Raw genomic sequence first — 15,954 nt, forward strand, 5'->3', positions numbered from 1 at the left:
GAGCTGTCGCCCATCGGTCAGGCGCTCTGCCGCAGGTAGGTACGTACGCCGAGCAGCACCGACAGCACGCTGATCGACAGGGCGACCAGGACTGTCGACAGTACGGTCGCGCTGAACACCTCACCCTGGAACGCGCTGCGCATGCCATCCACGATGTACCGGAAAGGGGTGAGCCGGGAGACCAGGTCCAGCCAGCGCGGAGCGAAGGACATCGGTAGCAGCACCCCGGACAGCAGCAGCAGCGGCATCAGGCCGGTATTGAGGGTGGGGCCCAACGTGTCCTCGCTCTTGACGGTCAGCGCGAGAGCGCAGGACAGACTCGCCAGGCCGAGCGAGAGAAGCGTGACCACGCCGAGTGCCACCAGCACACCCGGCACCGACGCGCGCAGGCCCAGCGGCAACGCCACCACGACCAGCAGCACCGCCTGCACCACCAGCAGCGCGACGTCACGCAGCACCCGGCCGAGCAGCAACGCCACCCGGCTCACCGGAGTGACCCGCAGCCGCTCGATCACCCCTCCGCGCCACTCGGCGATCACTCCGAACCCGACGAAGGCGGAGCCGAAGAGACAGAGTTGCACGAGCACCCCCGGCACGTAGGTCTGCCAGGCGCGCTCCGGTGCGACGCCGGTGATCGACAGGGTGCTCGTCATCAGCGGGCCGTAGAGCACCAGGAAGGCCACCGGCTGGGAGATCCCGATGACGATCCACAGCGGGTTGCGCAGGGAGATGCGTAGGTGGCGCTGAAAAACCAGCAGGATGTCAACGAGCAGGGACATGGTCCGCCCCCTCGGTGGTCGGGATGGGGGACTGTTGGTCTTGCGGGTCGTCGCGCAGTTCGCGGCCGGTGAGGCTGAGGAAGACGTCGTCCAGACTGGCCCGCGCCAGTTGCAGGGCACGGACGCCGATGCCCGCGCCGGACAGGGCGGTGATCACGTCGGTGATCCCCTGTTCGGCGTCGGCCAGGGTGACCTGGATACCGCCCGTGCTCGTCACCGCGGCCTGCCGGACGCCCGGCAGCCCGGCCAGCAGCCGTTGGCTAGCGGCCGGATCGCCGACCACCTCCATGGTCAGCACGTCTGCGGCCAGCTGGCGCTTCAGGTTCACGGGAGTGTCTTCGGCGACGATCCGCCCGTGGTCGATCACGAGGATCCGGTCGCAGAGCGCGTCGGCCTCGTCGAGGTAGTGGGTGGTCAGGAAGACGGTGGTGCCGTGGTCCTCGCGGAGCCGGCGGGTGTGCTCCCACAGGTTGTTGCGGCTGTGCGGGTCCAGGCCGGCGGTGGGTTCGTCGAGGAAGATGACCTGCGGATCGTGGACCAGGCCGAGCGCGATGTCGAGGCGGCGGCGCTGGCCGCCGGAGAGCGAGCCGACCGGCCGCTTACCCAGCCCGCCGAGGTCCAGCTGTTCGAGTAGTTCGACCACCCGGCGCCGGGCGGGTGCGACCGGGATCCGGTAGAGGCGCGCCTGCAGGAACAGTTCCTCGTCGACCAGGGCGTTGGGGTCGGTACCGCCGTACTGGGCGACGTACCCGATTCGGCGGCGTACCTCGCGGGGAGCGGTGGCCAGGTCCGCGCCGGCGATCCGGGCCGTGCCACTGGTCGGGCGGAGCAGCGTGGTCAGCATCCGCAGGGTGGTGGTCTTGCCGGCGCCGTTGGGTCCGAGGAAGCCGACGATCTCGCCGGCCTCGACCCGCAGGTTGACGCCTCGGACCGCCGCGACGCTCTGCCGGCCGGACCGGAATGTGCGGGTCAACTCGTTCGCTTCGATGATGCTCATGTCCCTGCCTCGCTTCCCGCATCCGCGGCCCGGCCGTCGCCCTCGGCCAGCACCGTCAGCTCCCGCCACGCCTGCGGATCAGCCGGATCGGCGGGTGCGCCCCGGTGCAGGACGTATCGGTGTGGGGTGATCGCCGTGGGTGAGTCGACGAGCCGTCGTAGGCAGGCCAGGTGTGCCCGCGCGGGGTCGGTGATCTCGGCTATGGCGGCCAGGTGGGCGACGACGGTCGCCCCCTGGGGTCCTTCGTCGGTCACGAAGGCTCGGGCCGGCCCGGGCAGGGCTGCTTGCAGTACCCGGTTGACCTCGCTGAGCTGGATCCAGCTGTGGTCGACGAAGTGCCAGTCGCCGTCGCGGGGGATCGGGTCGATGCCGGCGAGGGCGCCGAGGTCGTCCAGGGCGACGTTGCCGGTGGCCGCCACGGCGAGCACCCGTTCGGTGCCGAGCAGCAGCGCCTCCATCTCCGCGTCGGGAAGGTACCGGTTGTCCCCGGTGATCAGTTCCAGGATCAGCGCCTGCTCGGTCCGGACCAGGTGGAACAGCAGCAGGTTGGTGAAGCCGGTCGGCGTCCACCAGTCGATGAAGGTCTCCGTGGTGGCTACCGTCGGCAGATCCGGCGGGGCGTTGCCGGAGATGTTGTTGAAGACGCCGTCACGGACCATCGGCATGCCGCGCTCGTGCGCGATGCGGTCGTGCGCGCGCTGCAGCGCCTCGGCGTCGAAGACACTGTTCCGGTTGGCCCGCAGCAACGCGGTCCCGGCGTGCCGCACCAGCGAGTCGTAGTCGGGCTGGTCGACGTCGAGGCTGATCAGGCCGTCCTGGGACACGGTGCCGACATAGTCGCGCAGCGGCACGCCGAGCCGGTTGGCGGCGGGGGAGTAGAGCACCACGTTCCGCTGGCCGGTGCGGAGGGCGAGCACGGCGGCGAGCGCGGCGAGCACCGCCATGGCCCGGCTCGCGCCGGTGCGGGCGGTGATCCGGTCCAGCGCGGCGGCTGCCCGTGACGAGTGCAGGTCCGCGCTGCGCGGCGTGGGCGTCGTCGAGGGCTCGACACCTGTGGTAGGTCGGGGCAGTACGCAGCGGGGGCGCCGCCGCAGTATTGCGGACCAGTACCGCAGCGCCGCGTCCGCCTGCCGCAGGCCCTTCGGTGAACGTTCCCGATCGGCCCGGTCCAGCGGCTGGTGCGGTGGTGCGTCCCCGTCGGTCACGGTCCCGGTGAGCAGCCCGGTGAAGCGTTCGCCCAGCACTGTCATGCTCACGTAGTCGGCGGCCATGTGTGAGTAGACGGCGACCACCGCGTGCACCAGGTCGCCCTCGACCGCCACGGCGAGGCGCAGCGGCAGATCTTCGGAGAGGTCGAATGGGCGCGCACGCAGCTGGGCGATCAGCTCCCGGGACAGCGTCGTGCCGTCCGGCTGGGCCGGTCGTTGGTGTATCTCGATCGGCAGGTCGACGGTACGCGCCACGCGCTGCACCGGACCGTCCGGCCCGTCGTGGTAGGTGGTGCGCAGCGACTCGTACCGGCGGACCAGCGCGCTCAGGGCGGCGCAGGCGCGCTCGAGTGTGGTCCCCGCCGGCACCTTGAAAATCCACTGCACCAGGCCGAGGAAGTGGTCGTCGGTGAGCGCAGAGATCCATTGCAGCGCGTTCGCCTGACCGAGGGTCAGTGGGCCCTGCGCGTCGCGGTCGCCGTCGACGCGCAGGCGGATGGTACGGACGGTCTCGCTCGGGGCGGTCATCGGTGGTCCTCCGTGGATGCGCGGCCGTCACCGCGGGCCAGCACTGGCCGGGAACGCCAGGCCGCCAGGTCGGTGAGGTCGGTCGGAGCCGAGTCGTGCAGGACGTAGTGGTGCGGGGCGGCCACGGCGTACCGGCCACCGAGGTGGGCCATGCACGCCGTGTGCGCCTGGCGCGGGGTCCGGACGCCGTCGGAGGCGAGCAGGTGCGCGGTCAGCCGGTGCCCGTCACCGTCTGGTTCGGCCGTCGCGTACGCCGGGGTGCCGAGTGCCTCGCGCAGCAGAGTTTGAACCTCACTGAGCTGCACCCAGCTGACCCCCACCCGCACCCAGTTGCTGTCGCGGGGCACCGGGATCAGTCCGGTGAGGTCAGGCACGTCCGCCAGGTGCAGCGGCCCGGCACCGGCGGCGACGAGGACGCCTTCCATCCCTCGCAGCAGTCCGGCGATCTCGGGCTGGGGCACGTGTCGGGTGTCACCGGTACTCAGGCCGACCACCAGAGCCGGCTGGGCGGCGATCAGCTGGAGCACCAGGCGGTTGGGAAAGGGTGGCGCCGGCATCCAGGTGAGAGTGCTGTGCTCGGCGGCCCCCGCCGTGGGCGACCAGCGCAGATCGGGGGGATCCAACGGGGGCAACTGGACATTGGTCGTTTCGTCGGTACCTGAGGGCAGGTGGGCGCTGATGTTGTTGAAGACGCAGTCGCGGCTGAAGTCCATGCCCTGCTCGTCGTTGATCTGGACGGCCTGGGTGACCAGTTCGGTCACGTCGAAGATGCTGCTGCGGTTGGCTCGCAGCATGGCCGCGCTGGTCCGCCGTACCAGGTCATCGAAGGTCGGTCCGGTCACGTCGACCACCACGAGGCCGTCCTGGGCCAGTGTGCCGACGTAGTCGCGCAGCCGGGAGGTGAACCGGTTGCTCGACAGTGAGGCGAACACGCAGCGGGACTGGCCGACTCGCACCGACACCACGGCGGAGAACGCGGCCAGCACGGCGGCCGCCGGACTGGCCTGTGTCCGGGCGGCGATCCGGTCGAGGGCGGCGGTGGCGGACGAGGAGCGCAGGGCGGCGCTGGCCGGGCCGTCGCCGTCGCCGACCGGCGGCAACGCCATCAGGCACTGGGGTATCTGGCGCAGGTGTTGGGTCCAGTACCGCAAAGCCGCCGCGGTTCGCCGCCGCCCGCGCGGCGAGGCCTCCTCCGCCGCCTGGTCGAGCGGCTGGTGCCGAGCGGCCCCGACGGACCGGTTGCCGACGGTGCCGATCAGCTCGGCGAACTCCCGACCAAGAATGGCCATACTTCCATAGTCAACCGCCATGTGTGAATAGACGGTAACCGCTGCTAGTGCCTTATCCTCGACCAGCGCGATCGCCAGGCGTACCGGTAATTCATTGACCAGGTCGAACGGTTTCTGACGGAGCTGGTCGATCATCCGCTGGGAGGTCAGTTCCGTGTCGGCGGATGCGTCTACCTGGTGAATTTCGGCCGCGAGGACCCCACTACGCAGGACACGTTGACGCATCTCCCCGTCGTGCTCGTGAAAGGTGGTGCGCAGCGACTCGTGCCGGGCGAGCAGGATGGCGAAGGCCTCCACCACGTCCGCGACGGGGGTGTCGGCCGGCAGTGGCAGCTTCCACTGCAAAGTGGCCATCGGATTGGACACGTCTGTTCGCATCCACTGCCAGGTGTTGGTCTGGCCGCAGGTGAGGGCTCCTTCGCCAGCCCGGAGACCCTCGAATGCGATCTTCATCCGGTCGGCCAGCGTGGGACTGGACATCGGGTCTCCCGTTCGTCGGCGATCGGCGTGACTGTCGCCCACCCTCGCCCGCGCGGCTCCGTCGTAGGTAGTCGGGAAAACCCCATTGTTGGCCAGGCCTGGGGCGCGAACGTGGTCCGTACGTCCTGTTCGGTACGAATTGCCAGGGGTTTGGCGATGAATGGTCGGCAAAGCGAGTGAATTGTCTGCTCTGGATTACAATCTGCAACGTCTCTTTATCCGGTCTTCTTGGTCCTCGGGATACTGGGGATTACCCCATTGCCCGCCCTGTGACCGGCTCCTAACGTAGTGGCGTCTGACGATCAATAAATGACCGGAGGATTGCCCCATGACCACGCTGGCACCGACCCGGTCCGATGTCGTGCTGCGCCAGATGGAGGCGTACGCACCGGAACGCTCGGTCACCGTGGAGGAGATCGCGGCAGGGCTGGGCCTGAACCGCTACCAGACCCGGCTGTTCCGCCGCATCCGCGGGCTGGACCGGTTGCGCATCGACCCCGACCTCGGGCTCTTCGACCTGGTCTGCCCGCCGGCCCAGGCCCTGCTGTCCACCGTCGAGGAGCGCGACCGCATCCGTTACCTGATCTTCGCGCACACCGCGCAGGACCTCACCCCGACCACCCTGGTCGCGGCCGACACGCTGCGTGAGCGCCTCGGCCTCACCAACGCCGAGGCGTTCGCGGTGACCCAACACGCCTGCGCCAGCGGCCTGCTCGCCGTCGAGATCGCCGGCGAGCTGTTGCGCGCCGACGGGGATCCCGCCGCCCTCGCGCTGGTGCTCACCGGCGAACAGCCGTTCACCAGGGCGATCCAGGTGCTCTGGAACACCTCGATCATCGGCGAGGCGTCCTCCGCCTGCCTGATCGGACTTGGCGGTGCGGGCACCCGGGTGCTGTCGTACGCCTCCCGCACGGTGGGCGAGTTCTTCGACGGGTACCAACTCGCCGGGGAGGCCCTGCACCGCTTCGGCAGCACGTACCACACCCACCTGGCCGAGGTGATCCGGGAGGCGCTGGACGACGCCGCGCTGGACCTGGACGACATCACCATGGTCATCCCGCACAACGTCAACGTCTCCTCCTGGATCACCATCTGCGCCACCCTGGGGCTGGACCGGGACCGGGTCTTCCTGGACAACGTCGGCGAGTACTCGCACTGCTCCTGCGCGGACCCCTTCCTCAACCTCGCGACGCTCGCCGGCCGTGGCGCGCTGGTCACGGGAGGCCGTTACCTGGTGACCGCCGTCGGCCTGGGCGCCACCTATTCCGCCATGGTCGTCGAGTGCTGAGGGAGCCGAGCATGTCCACCGGATACCTACGCAAGCTGAAGCGCGCCCTGACGGGTGCGGCCGACACGCCGCTGGTGCTGCTGTGCAACTTCGAGGCCGAGGCCCAATGGGCCCGCAACCACGTGGGACTGCCCGTACCATCGGGTGCCACCCGCCCGGTGGTCGCCGCGTTGGAGGAGCTGGGCGTGCTGCTCGCCGGCGCCGGCGACGCGATTCTGCTCAGCCGCCCACTCGACCCGGACTACCGGGACTACCTGGCGCGGCAGGGCCTGGCGTTGCCCACCATGCTGGTGCCCGAGAACTGCCGGCCCGAGCGATCCACCACCGCGAACGCGCTGGACTCACCGGTCCTGCTCGATCGGCTGCGCCAGCTCGGTGCGGCCGGTGCCCACCTGCTGCCGATGGGTACCACCTCCGACGAGGAGGAGCTGGCCTGGCGCAGCGGCCTCACACTGGCCACGCCGGCCGCTGCGGTGGTCGAGCGGGTCAACAGCAAGATCTACGGTCGGCGGCTGGCCGGGGCGGCCGGCCTGCGACCTGTACCCGGAGTCTGCTGCGAGACCCGGCAGGAACTGGCCGAGGTGCTGACCCACCACCGGCTCCGGCTGGAGTCGGGCGAACCACTCGTCGTCAAGGACGCCTACGGCGTCTCTGGCAAGGGACTGCTGGTGCTGGAAAACCCCGGGCGGGCGGCGCAGTTGCTGCGCATGGTGGACCGTCGGGCCGCGCGCACCGGCGACGACCGGATCCACGTGGTGGTCGAGGAATGGCTGCCCAAGCGGTGCGACCTCAACTACCAGATCACCATCGCCCGCGACGGGCGGGCCGAACTCGACTTCGTCAAGCAGGCGCTGACCGCGCAGGGTGTGCACCAGGGCCATCTCATGCCGGCAGAGCTGAGTGACGGGCAGTACCGGCAGATCGAGTACGCCGCCGGTGCGGTCGCGGACCGGCTGTACGCCGACGGCTACCACGGCGTGGTGGGTGTCGACGCGATCGTCGGCGCCGACGAGACGGTCTACCCGGTGCTGGAGATCAATGCCCGGCTGAACATGTCGACGTACCAGGGCGGGGTCACCGAGCTGTGCCAGCCGCCCGGGACCGTCGCGCTGGCCCGGCACTACCCCCTGCGGCTCGCCGCGTCCCTGGAGTTCGACGCCGTACGTCGGGCACTGGCCACGGTGGCCACCGCGCCGGACACCGAGCGGGTGCTGGTCACCTGCTTCGCCACCGTCACCGCCAACGCGCTGCTGCCCGTCGGCGCCGGTGGCCCACCGGAGCCGTTCGACGGCCGGCTGTACGCCCTGCTGGTCGCCGCTGACCGGGACCGGCTCGATGACCTTGACCGCGCGGTCCAGGCCGCCGTCACCACCTTGTCCGTTGCGGAGGAGAGCCATGCCTGAAGCGGCCGTCGAAGGCCACACCGTCCAGGGCCTGCCCGTCGCCGAACTGGCCGAGCGGTACGGCACGCCGCTGTACCTCTACGACGGTGAGGTCATCCGCGAGACGTACCGACAGCTGCGGGATCTGCTCGACCCGTCGGTCGAGATCTACTACTCGCTGAAGGCCAACCCCAACATCAGCGTTTGTGCGTTGCTGCACTCCCTGGGCGCCGGCGCCGAGGTGTCGTCCCTGGCCGAACTGGTGACCGCCCGCCGGGCCGGGGTGCCGGCGCGGGACATCATCTTCCTCGGCCCCGGCAAGTCGGTGGCGGAGTTGGCCGCCTGCATCGAGCAGCGTATCGGGGCGATCGTGTGCGAGTCGCTCGAGGAGGTCAGCACCGTCGACGCGATGGCGTCGGCGCTGCCCGACACCCCCGGCGAGCCGGTGCGGGTCATGTTGCGGGTCAACCCGTCGTTCGCCACCAAGGGCTCCCGGCTGGCGATGGGAGGCAAGCCCCGGCAGTTCGGCATCGACCAGGAACGTGTCGCCGCGGCCGGCTCGACCCTGCGCGCGCTGCGCCACGTACGGGTGATCGGTCTGCACGCCTACATGGGTACCCGCATCCTCGACGCCGCTGACATCGCGCACAACACCCGCAGTGTGCTCACCGCGGCGGCGGAGCTTGCCACCGCGCTGGACCTGCCGCTGGACGTCGTCAACGTCGGTGGCGGTTTCGGCGTCCCCTACTTCGACAACGAGTCTCCCCTCGACATCGAGGCGGTGGCCGAGGGCGTCAACGGCGCCGTGGCGCGATTCCGCGACGAACACCCCGACACCCGGGTCATCACCGAACTGGGCCGCTATCTGGTCGGCTGGGCGGGGACCTACGTGCTCCGGGCACGCTACGTCAAGGAGTCGCGCGGCGAGTGGTTCGTCGTCGCCGACGGCGGCACCAACCACCACATGGCGGCGGTCGGCATCGGCAGCTTCGTCAAGCGGAACTTCCCCATCCGGTCGCTGAGCCGTCCCGCCGACCCGCCGACCCGCGACTACACCGTCACCGGTCCGCTCTGCACCCCCAACGACGTCATCGGCAAGAAGGTGCCGCTGCCCGAGGTCCGCCCGGGCGACCTGATCGGTGTCGAGCGCTCCGGCGCCTACGGGCCGAGCGCGTCTCCGGTGCTCTTTCTCAGCCACGGTCACCCGTCGGAGGTGCTCGTCCTCGACGGCGTGGCGCACCTGGTCCGCCGCGCGGACACCGTCGAGGACCTGCTCCGGCCGCAGCACCTCGTCGTGCCGGCCGCACCGCTCGCGAGCGCGTCGCCGCCGGGCCCGCCGTCAGCCGCTGCCCCGCCGCAGCCGTCGTCCGCACCGGTGCCCGTCGGACGGGCAGCGACCTGAGCCCGTCCCACCGCCGTCGGGTGACCGCCGCCGACCCCAGCAGTCCCGCGTCACCCGGTCCCGCGGACCGGGTATCCCGAGAGGAAGAAACATGGAACGCCACGAGATCGTCGAGAACATCCGGGCCGCGCTGGCCGAGGTGCTGATGCGCGACTTCGGTCCGCTCGCCGAGGGAACCCGGCTCTTCGAGGACATGCACCTGGACTCCACCGCCATTCTCGAACTGCTCATGGCGCTGGAGGACAACATCGGCATCGAGGTGGATCCCGAGAACCTGGACATGGACGATTTCCGCACGGTGGGCACCCTGACGGACTTCCTGGAGCGTGCGCGGAAGGTGAGTTCCTGACCGTCGCGCCCACCGCCCCATCACCGAGGACGTGGTCATGTCCCTGACCCTGCGCGGCGCGGCAGCGCTCGTACGCCCCGACGGCCTTCCCTACGAACCCGACGAGGCTCTGCTGGCCTACCACCGGGATCTGCTCGCGCCGTACGGCATCGAGGTCGACGAGGACCTGATGAAGCAGTCCCGGAACATCGGGTTCCGCGAACTGGCCGAGGAACTGATGGACCGGCGCCCGAGTCCGTTCGGGCCGCCGGACCTGTTGATCCTGGCCTACGGCCTGCCCGACCGATATCCCCTCAAGACCGTCACCACGCGGCTCAACGCCCTGTTCGGCGGGCGCAGCCACAGCTTCGCCGTCTCCGAGCAGGGCCTGCAGGCGCCGTTCACCGCGTTGCGCGTCGCCGAGGCGTACACCCGGTCCGGCAAGAAGGCCAGCCTGGCCCTGTTCGTCTGCGAACAGACCACGCTGCCGTACCGGGATCCGCTGGTGCACGACACCCCCCTGCTGGACAGCGGCGTCCTGCTCTACTTCGACACCGACTCCCGATCCGGTTTTCGCTTCACCGCGAGCCGGGTGGCCGGCGCGGACGTACCGCTGGGTGACCTGCTGGCCGGTCACCGCACGGCGCTGCCGCCGGGGCCGACGCTGCTGGTCGCCGGCCCGTGGCCAGCGGACGATCAGCTCAGCGGCGTCGATCTGCCGGTGCACCGCTGCCAGCCCGGCGGCTACTGCACCAGCGTCTGGCTGGACCTGGCCCGACACCACGAGGAATGGGCCACCCGCTACGCCAACCTCGTCCTCTGTGACACCGATCCGCGGACCGGACGCAGCCAACTCGCCGTACTGTCCAACGCCGGCGCGCCCGAGCGCAGGGAGGCCCGACCATGAAACCCGCACCCCCCGCGTCGCCGCAGGCGGCGGGGACGCCCTACCCCCTCGTCTTGGACGCGCTGCACGGTCGGGTGGCACCCGGCCGGCTGGTGGCGTCACCCACCGGCCATGTTCTCGCCTCCACGGTAGCGCTGCCCGACGCGCCGGCCGGGCCGCTGACCCGCTTCGGCCTCGCCGTCGCCGAGGCCACCCCCGAGTCCGCCTTCGGCGAAGGGCCGACCGCCGACCGCTTCGCGGTGGCCCTGTTGGCGGCGCACCGCGAACTGCTCGACACCACCCTCACCCACACGTTGCGTCACCTGGAAGGACGCACCTCCGGGAACACCACGCTGCTGGCCAAGCAACTCGTGGCCGGGCAACTGGCCGACATCGCGCTGCGGCTGGCCGAGGACACGGCCGTTCCCGAGGCGCGTCGGCACGCCGACCGGGACGCCCGGTGGCGCTGTCACCTGCGGCTGGTCGACATCGGCCGGGACCTGCTGCGGTTGCTCGGCGCCAGCGGTTTCCTCGCCGACGGACCCGCCGGCGATCTGCACCTCGCCGAGGTGGTCGGCAACGTCTACCTGCATGCCGACACGGAGGACGCCGATGAATGAGCTTCGCGAGGCCGCCGCGTCCGCCGGGACGGACCTGCTCGATGAACGGACCCGGGAGCTGGCCGACTACTGCGCGGCGGCGGCCGGCCGGTTACGCGCGATCGGAATGCGGCTGGACCAGGATCCGGACGTCATCACCGAGTTCCTGCACGAGCCCGAGGTGCGCTTTCCCGTCCAGGGGATGCTGCCGCCGGAGTACCGGTCGGTGGGAGAGTTCCCGGCGCGGCTGGTGGAGGTGAGCAGCACCGTCCTCGGTCAGGTGGTCGCCACCGAGCAGGTGTCCTACGGCGATCCCAACGTGCTCCTGGCCAGCCCGGGGCCGTCGCTGTCCGGCGGGGCCGTCCAGGCGCTGGCCGACGAGCAGCAGCGGAAGCGGTACTTCGGTCGGCTGGCGTCCAGCCCCACCCACACGTTCTTCGCCCTGACCGAGCCGGGCAAGGGCTCGGCCGCGACGGAACTGGAGACGACGCTGACCCCGGCGCCGGGCGGCGGCTGGCTGCTCAACGGGGTGAAGTGCTACATCGGCAACGGTGCACGCGCTCAACTCGGTGTGGTCTTCTGCCGGCGAGCACCCGGGCCGTGGGGCATCGAGGCAGTGCTGCTGGACACCAGCGCGCCGGGGTTCAGCGGCGAACTGCTGCCCACCGTCGGCCTGCGCGGCGCGCGGATCAGCCGGTTGCGCTTCCAGGACGTCACGGTGGCCGACGAGGACGTGCTCGGGGCACAACGGTCACCCAGCCGCCGAGGGCTCTACGGTGCCACCTACATCCTCTACCGGTTCCGCCCGGGCATCGCGGCGATGGCGATCGGCTGCGCGCAGGCCGCCTGCGACTACCTGGTCACGCACCGCCCGACGTTGCCCAGGCGCGACCGGCACCGACTCGACAGCATCCTGGACCGCATCGCCGCGGTCCGGCACCGGACGTACGCGGTGGCCAGCGACATCGACGCCGGTGTCGTCGACGTGGCCGGCATCGGTGCGGTCAAGGCGCGGGCGGCGCGGGTCGCCGAGGACGCCACCCGGCTCGTGGCCGAGCTGCTGGGTCCGGCCTGCCTGATCGAGCATCCCTGGGTCGAGAAGACCTACCGCGACGTGCGGGCGTTCGAACTGATGGAGGGAACGACGAACCTGCACGCCATGTCGGTCTTCCAACGACTGCTGCGGGACCGGGCCGCCCCGCAGCCGGTAACGGAGCGGGCGGTCGACGGTGCGGCTCGGCATTGATCTTGTCGCCCTGGACGAACTGGACCGTCTCCTGCGCCGGGGCTGGTTCCTGCGGTACTTCTTCGCAGCCGAGGAACTGGCCCAGGCCGAGGCGCTGGGTGACAGCCGACGTCGGGAGTACCTGGTGGGGCGGTTCGCCGCGAAGGAAGCCGTGCTCAAGGTTCTGGGCACGGGCCTGTTCGAGGGGGTCGCCCCCCGGGACATCGCGTTGCCGCGTCAGCCCGGCGGGTCGCCCAACGTCACGTTGCGGGGCAGTGCCGCTCAGGCAGCGCGGTCGGCCTCGATCACCCACGTGACCGTCTCCGTCACCCACAAGCGGGACCTGGTCGCCGTGGTCGCCGCCGGATGGTGACGCCCGTTCGTCGACCAGCACCGGAATCCCGCCGCACCGTCCCTGAGGAGCACACATTGACCCGGTCCTCGATTCGTTCCGGCCATCGGCACCAGCGGAGCTCGGAGCTGTCCCGACCGGCAGGCTGGGCGTTGTCGTCCCTGCCGCCCGGCCCGCCGGCGGTGGCCGACGAGCACCGCCGGCCGTTGGTGGGCCGGGAGCGGGAGAGCGCGGCGCTGGCCGCGGCCGTGGCCGCCCTACTCGACGGCACGGGACGAATCGTCGAGGTGACGGGGGAGCCGGGGATCGGCAAGAGCCGGCTGTTGGACCAGGTGGCCGCAGTGGCGCGAGAAGACGGAGTACACGTGCTCGCCGGCCGGGCACCGGTACCCGGTTCGGACGTGCCGATGGCGGCGATCGTCGACGCGCTGGACCCGTACCTGCCCCAGGTCTCCCAGGCCCGGTTGGCGGAACTCCGCTCCGATCACGCGCAACTGCTCAACGACACCTTTCCGTCGCTGCGCCTGCCGGGCGCCCGTTCACTGGCGCCGGCCGGGGTGCCGGCGGGCGCCCGGCAGTTGCGCGCCGTACGGCTGTTGCTGGAGACGCTGGCCGCCGAACGGCCGCTGCTGATCGCGATCGACGACCTGCACAACGGCGACCGGGCCACCGTCGATCTGGTCTGCCACCTGCTCGACGCGCCCCTGCGTACGCCGTTGCTGCTGGTCATCGCACATCGCCGCCGCCAGTCGCCGGCCAGGCTGCGGCTGGCGTTGGACACCGCCGCACAGGTGACCCGCATCGAGGTGACGCCGCTGGAGCGGGCGCACCTCGACGAGTTGACCGAGTTACCGCTGTCGGCTGGTCAGCGCGCCGTGTTACACGAACTGTCGGAGGGCAACCCGCAGTACCTGTCGGCGTTGCTGGCCGGCGCGCTGCCTCATGGCCCGGCGAGTGAACACGTGGAGCTGGGAGCGCTCCCGGCTGAGGTGGAGGCCGCGTTGGCCGCCGAACTCGAACTGCTGTCCCGCGCGGCCCACCTGGTGGCCTCGGCCGCAGCGGTGCTCGGGCCCGAACCGGTCGACACCGGCCTGCTGGCCGAGGTAGCCGGGATCGCCACCGAACAGGTGCCGGCCGCCATCGACGAACTCGTCGCCGCCGACCTGCTGCGCCCGGTGACCGGCAGCGGGTGCTTCGCCTTCCGACATCCCGTGGTCCAACACGCGGCGTACCTCACCACCGACGCCGGCTGGCGGTTGACCGCGCACGCCCGCGCGCTGGCGGAGCTGCGTCGCCGCCGGAGCAGCGCCGCCGCCCAGGCACCGCACCTGCTGCGGTTGGCGGTGCCGGGCGACATGGTCGCCGTCGAGGTACTCAGCGAGGCGGCCACCGCCGTGCTCGACCGGGCCCCGCACACCGCCGTCCGGTGGCTGGGTGCCGCGATCCGGCTCTCGCCGAGCAGCGCGAACCCTGGCGAGTCCCGCGTGATGCTCACGGTGCGACTCGGCCAGGCGCTGGCCGCAGCCGGCCACCCGAGAGCCGCCCGAGCGGTACTGCACGACGCCCTGCGGCTGCTCGACAAGCGCCCGTCCGCGTACCGCACCACGGCGACCCTGCTCTGCGCCCGGGTCGAACGCCAGCTCGGCCGGCACGGGGCAGCGGCGGCGCTGCTACGCACCGGTCTGACGCGACCCGACGAGGCCCAGCCGGTGGACTGGGCGGCGCTGGCACTCGCGCTCGGTGCGGTGGAACTGACCAGCGGCCGGGCCGGGCAGGCACGCCGGTGGGCGGCAGCCGCGTTGGGCGCCGCCCGCCGGGCCACGACCATCCCGGGGGCGGTACGGGCGCACGCGTTGGGTCTGCTCGCGGCGGCGAGCCATCTGCGGGGCAACCGCGCCGCCGGCGGCGAGACCAACCAGGCCGCGTTGCAGCTCAACACCACGCTGGACGCCGAACTCGGTGACGAGCCGGAGAGCGCCCTGTGGGTCGGCTGGAGCGAGATCCTGCTGGACCGCTCCGACGCCGCGGTGCATCACCTCAGCCGGGCCATCGATGTCGCGCCCGGAGCCCGGAGCTACTTCTCCCTGCTGCACCTGTTGTGCACCCGGAGCCTGGCCCACCGGTGCGCCGGGCGGCTGGCGGAGGCGTCCGCAGACTGCGCCGAGGTGCTACGACTGGCGTCCGGCACACAGTTCCGGGAACTGCACGTCGCGGCCGAGGCGATGGGTCGACTGCTGACCGTCTGGAGCGGAACCGAAGAGGTCGAGCCGGCCGTGGTTCCGTACACCCCGGACCTGCCCGCCTCCGGCTGGCCGGGCAGGCTGGCGCTGAGCGCGAACGCCGAGACGCTGCTCGCGTTGGGGGATGCCGCCGGGTGCGTGGCCGTGGCCGCGACCGCCGGACTGCCCGAACTCGAACCCTGGGCGCAGGTCGGCTGGTACGAACTGTTGACCCGGGCCACCCTGGCCGAGGGGGATCCGGACGCAGCGGCGGAGTGGGCGCAGCGCGCGTACCAGGTGGCCGAGCGACTCGGCCGGCCGGGCCGCAGTGCGCTGGCCGCGTCCGCGAGGGCCCGGGTGCTGGCGCTGCGGAACCCCGCCGCCGCCGCCGAGGCGGCTGCCGCCGCCGCAGAGACGCTCACGCGGGTCCGGATGCCGCTGGACGCCGCGCAGGCCCACATCGTGGCCGCGAGAGCGCTGGTGGCCGACGGCGACCCGGACCGGGCCGTCGCGACGCTGCGGCTGGCCGAGGAGATCTTCGACCGCTGCGGCGCCGGTCTCTTCACCCGCCAGGTGAACACCGAGCGACGGCGGCTGCTGGCGGGCCGCTCGGGCGGCGCCCGGCGGGCCCGCCGCCAAGGCGGCTCGCCGACCCTGACTCGGCGGGAGACCCAGGTGGCGGCCTTGGTCAGCGAAGGGCTGACCAACCGGCAGGTGGCGGCCCGCCTGTTCGTCACCCAGAAGACCGTGGAGATGCACCTGTCCCACGTGTACGCCAAGATGGGCGTCACCAACCGGGCCGCCCTGGTGCGCCATTTCCACCTCGGCGGGCTCGCGTCGGCACAGTCCTCCTGACGCGCTCCCGGAACACTCGAACGGTGGACCTGGCTGAGGTTCCAGGCCGTGTTTCCAGGGCTCGGAGCCATTGGTGGCGGGCGGACGTCCGCCTCGGGATCCTCTGGCTTCGTGAGCTGACCGAGTCGAACGCCCGG

The 15,954-nt window shown here is 71.4% G+C and carries 13 protein-coding genes; 9 read left to right on the plus strand and 4 right to left on the minus strand.

Annotation, left to right across the window (positions count from 1 at the left end):
- Window positions 1-17 precede the first annotated feature (17 nt).
- Genes O3597_RS07300 through O3597_RS07315 form a run of 4 tightly spaced genes read right to left on the minus strand, consistent with a single transcriptional unit; the run spans window position 18 to window position 5,281 of the window.
- Entirely contained in the window at window positions 18-779 is a 762-nt protein-coding gene (locus O3597_RS07300; protein WP_164448031.1) for an ABC transporter permease, read from the minus strand.
- Complete coding sequence (locus O3597_RS07305; RefSeq protein WP_281604498.1) at window positions 763-1,770, minus strand: ATP-binding cassette domain-containing protein; 1,008 nt, start codon at window positions 1,768-1,770, stop codon at window positions 763-765. Before O3597_RS07305 ends, O3597_RS07300 begins: the two co-directional genes overlap by 17 nt.
- Window positions 1,771-1,772: 2 nt before the next feature.
- Window positions 1,773-3,512 carry a condensation domain-containing protein gene (locus O3597_RS07310; protein WP_281603598.1) on the minus strand — a complete coding sequence of 580 codons (1,740 nt, stop codon included), beginning with the start codon at window positions 3,510-3,512 and terminating at the stop codon, window positions 1,773-1,775.
- Complete coding sequence (locus O3597_RS07315) at window positions 3,509-5,281, minus strand: condensation domain-containing protein (protein ID WP_281603599.1); 1,773 nt, start codon at window positions 5,279-5,281, stop codon at window positions 3,509-3,511. Before O3597_RS07315 ends, O3597_RS07310 begins: the two co-directional genes overlap by 4 nt.
- A 328-nt stretch (window positions 5,282-5,609) precedes the next feature.
- Here O3597_RS07315 and O3597_RS07320 point away from each other — a divergent pair, with 328 nt between their 5' ends.
- From O3597_RS07320 to O3597_RS07360, 9 genes are all read left to right on the plus strand, one after another.
- Window positions 5,610-6,569: a 3-oxoacyl-[acyl-carrier-protein] synthase III C-terminal domain-containing protein gene (locus O3597_RS07320; protein ID WP_281603600.1), complete on the plus strand. Its 960-nt coding sequence runs from the start codon at window positions 5,610-5,612 to the stop codon at window positions 6,567-6,569.
- An 11-nt stretch (window positions 6,570-6,580) separates the two neighbouring features.
- Window positions 6,581-7,972: an ATP-grasp domain-containing protein gene (locus tag O3597_RS07325; protein WP_281603601.1), complete on the plus strand. Its 1,392-nt coding sequence runs from the start codon at window positions 6,581-6,583 to the stop codon at window positions 7,970-7,972.
- Window positions 7,965-9,353 (plus strand): alanine racemase, encoded by a 1,389-nt coding sequence (locus tag O3597_RS07330; RefSeq protein WP_281603602.1) that lies wholly within the window; start codon window positions 7,965-7,967, stop codon window positions 9,351-9,353. The genes O3597_RS07325 and O3597_RS07330 overlap by 8 nt, the downstream gene beginning before the upstream one ends.
- Window positions 9,354-9,444: 91 nt before the next feature.
- Window positions 9,445-9,702 (plus strand): phosphopantetheine-binding protein, encoded by a 258-nt coding sequence (locus tag O3597_RS07335; RefSeq protein ID WP_281603603.1) that lies wholly within the window; start codon window positions 9,445-9,447, stop codon window positions 9,700-9,702.
- Between the two features lie 37 nt (window positions 9,703-9,739).
- Window positions 9,740-10,588 carry a hypothetical protein gene (locus tag O3597_RS07340; protein WP_164448025.1) on the plus strand — a complete coding sequence of 283 codons (849 nt, stop codon included), beginning with the start codon at window positions 9,740-9,742 and terminating at the stop codon, window positions 10,586-10,588.
- Window positions 10,585-11,187 carry a hypothetical protein gene (locus tag O3597_RS07345; protein ID WP_281603604.1) on the plus strand — a complete coding sequence of 201 codons (603 nt, stop codon included), beginning with the start codon at window positions 10,585-10,587 and terminating at the stop codon, window positions 11,185-11,187. Before O3597_RS07340 ends, O3597_RS07345 begins: the two co-directional genes overlap by 4 nt.
- Window positions 11,180-12,412, plus strand: a complete 1,233-nt coding sequence (locus O3597_RS07350; protein WP_164448023.1) for an acyl-CoA dehydrogenase family protein — start codon at window positions 11,180-11,182, stop codon at window positions 12,410-12,412. The genes O3597_RS07345 and O3597_RS07350 overlap by 8 nt, the downstream gene beginning before the upstream one ends.
- Window positions 12,396-12,764 (plus strand): 4'-phosphopantetheinyl transferase superfamily protein, encoded by a 369-nt coding sequence (locus tag O3597_RS07355; protein ID WP_164448022.1) that lies wholly within the window; start codon window positions 12,396-12,398, stop codon window positions 12,762-12,764. The genes O3597_RS07350 and O3597_RS07355 overlap by 17 nt, the downstream gene beginning before the upstream one ends.
- A gap of 56 nt (window positions 12,765-12,820) precedes the next feature.
- Complete coding sequence (locus tag O3597_RS07360; protein WP_281603605.1) at window positions 12,821-15,817, plus strand: AAA family ATPase; 2,997 nt, start codon at window positions 12,821-12,823, stop codon at window positions 15,815-15,817.
- Window positions 15,818-15,954 lie beyond the last annotated feature (137 nt).

This window comes from Verrucosispora sp. WMMA2044, assembly GCF_027497155.1.
GTDB lineage: Bacteria > Actinomycetota > Actinomycetes > Mycobacteriales > Micromonosporaceae > Micromonospora > Micromonospora palythoicola.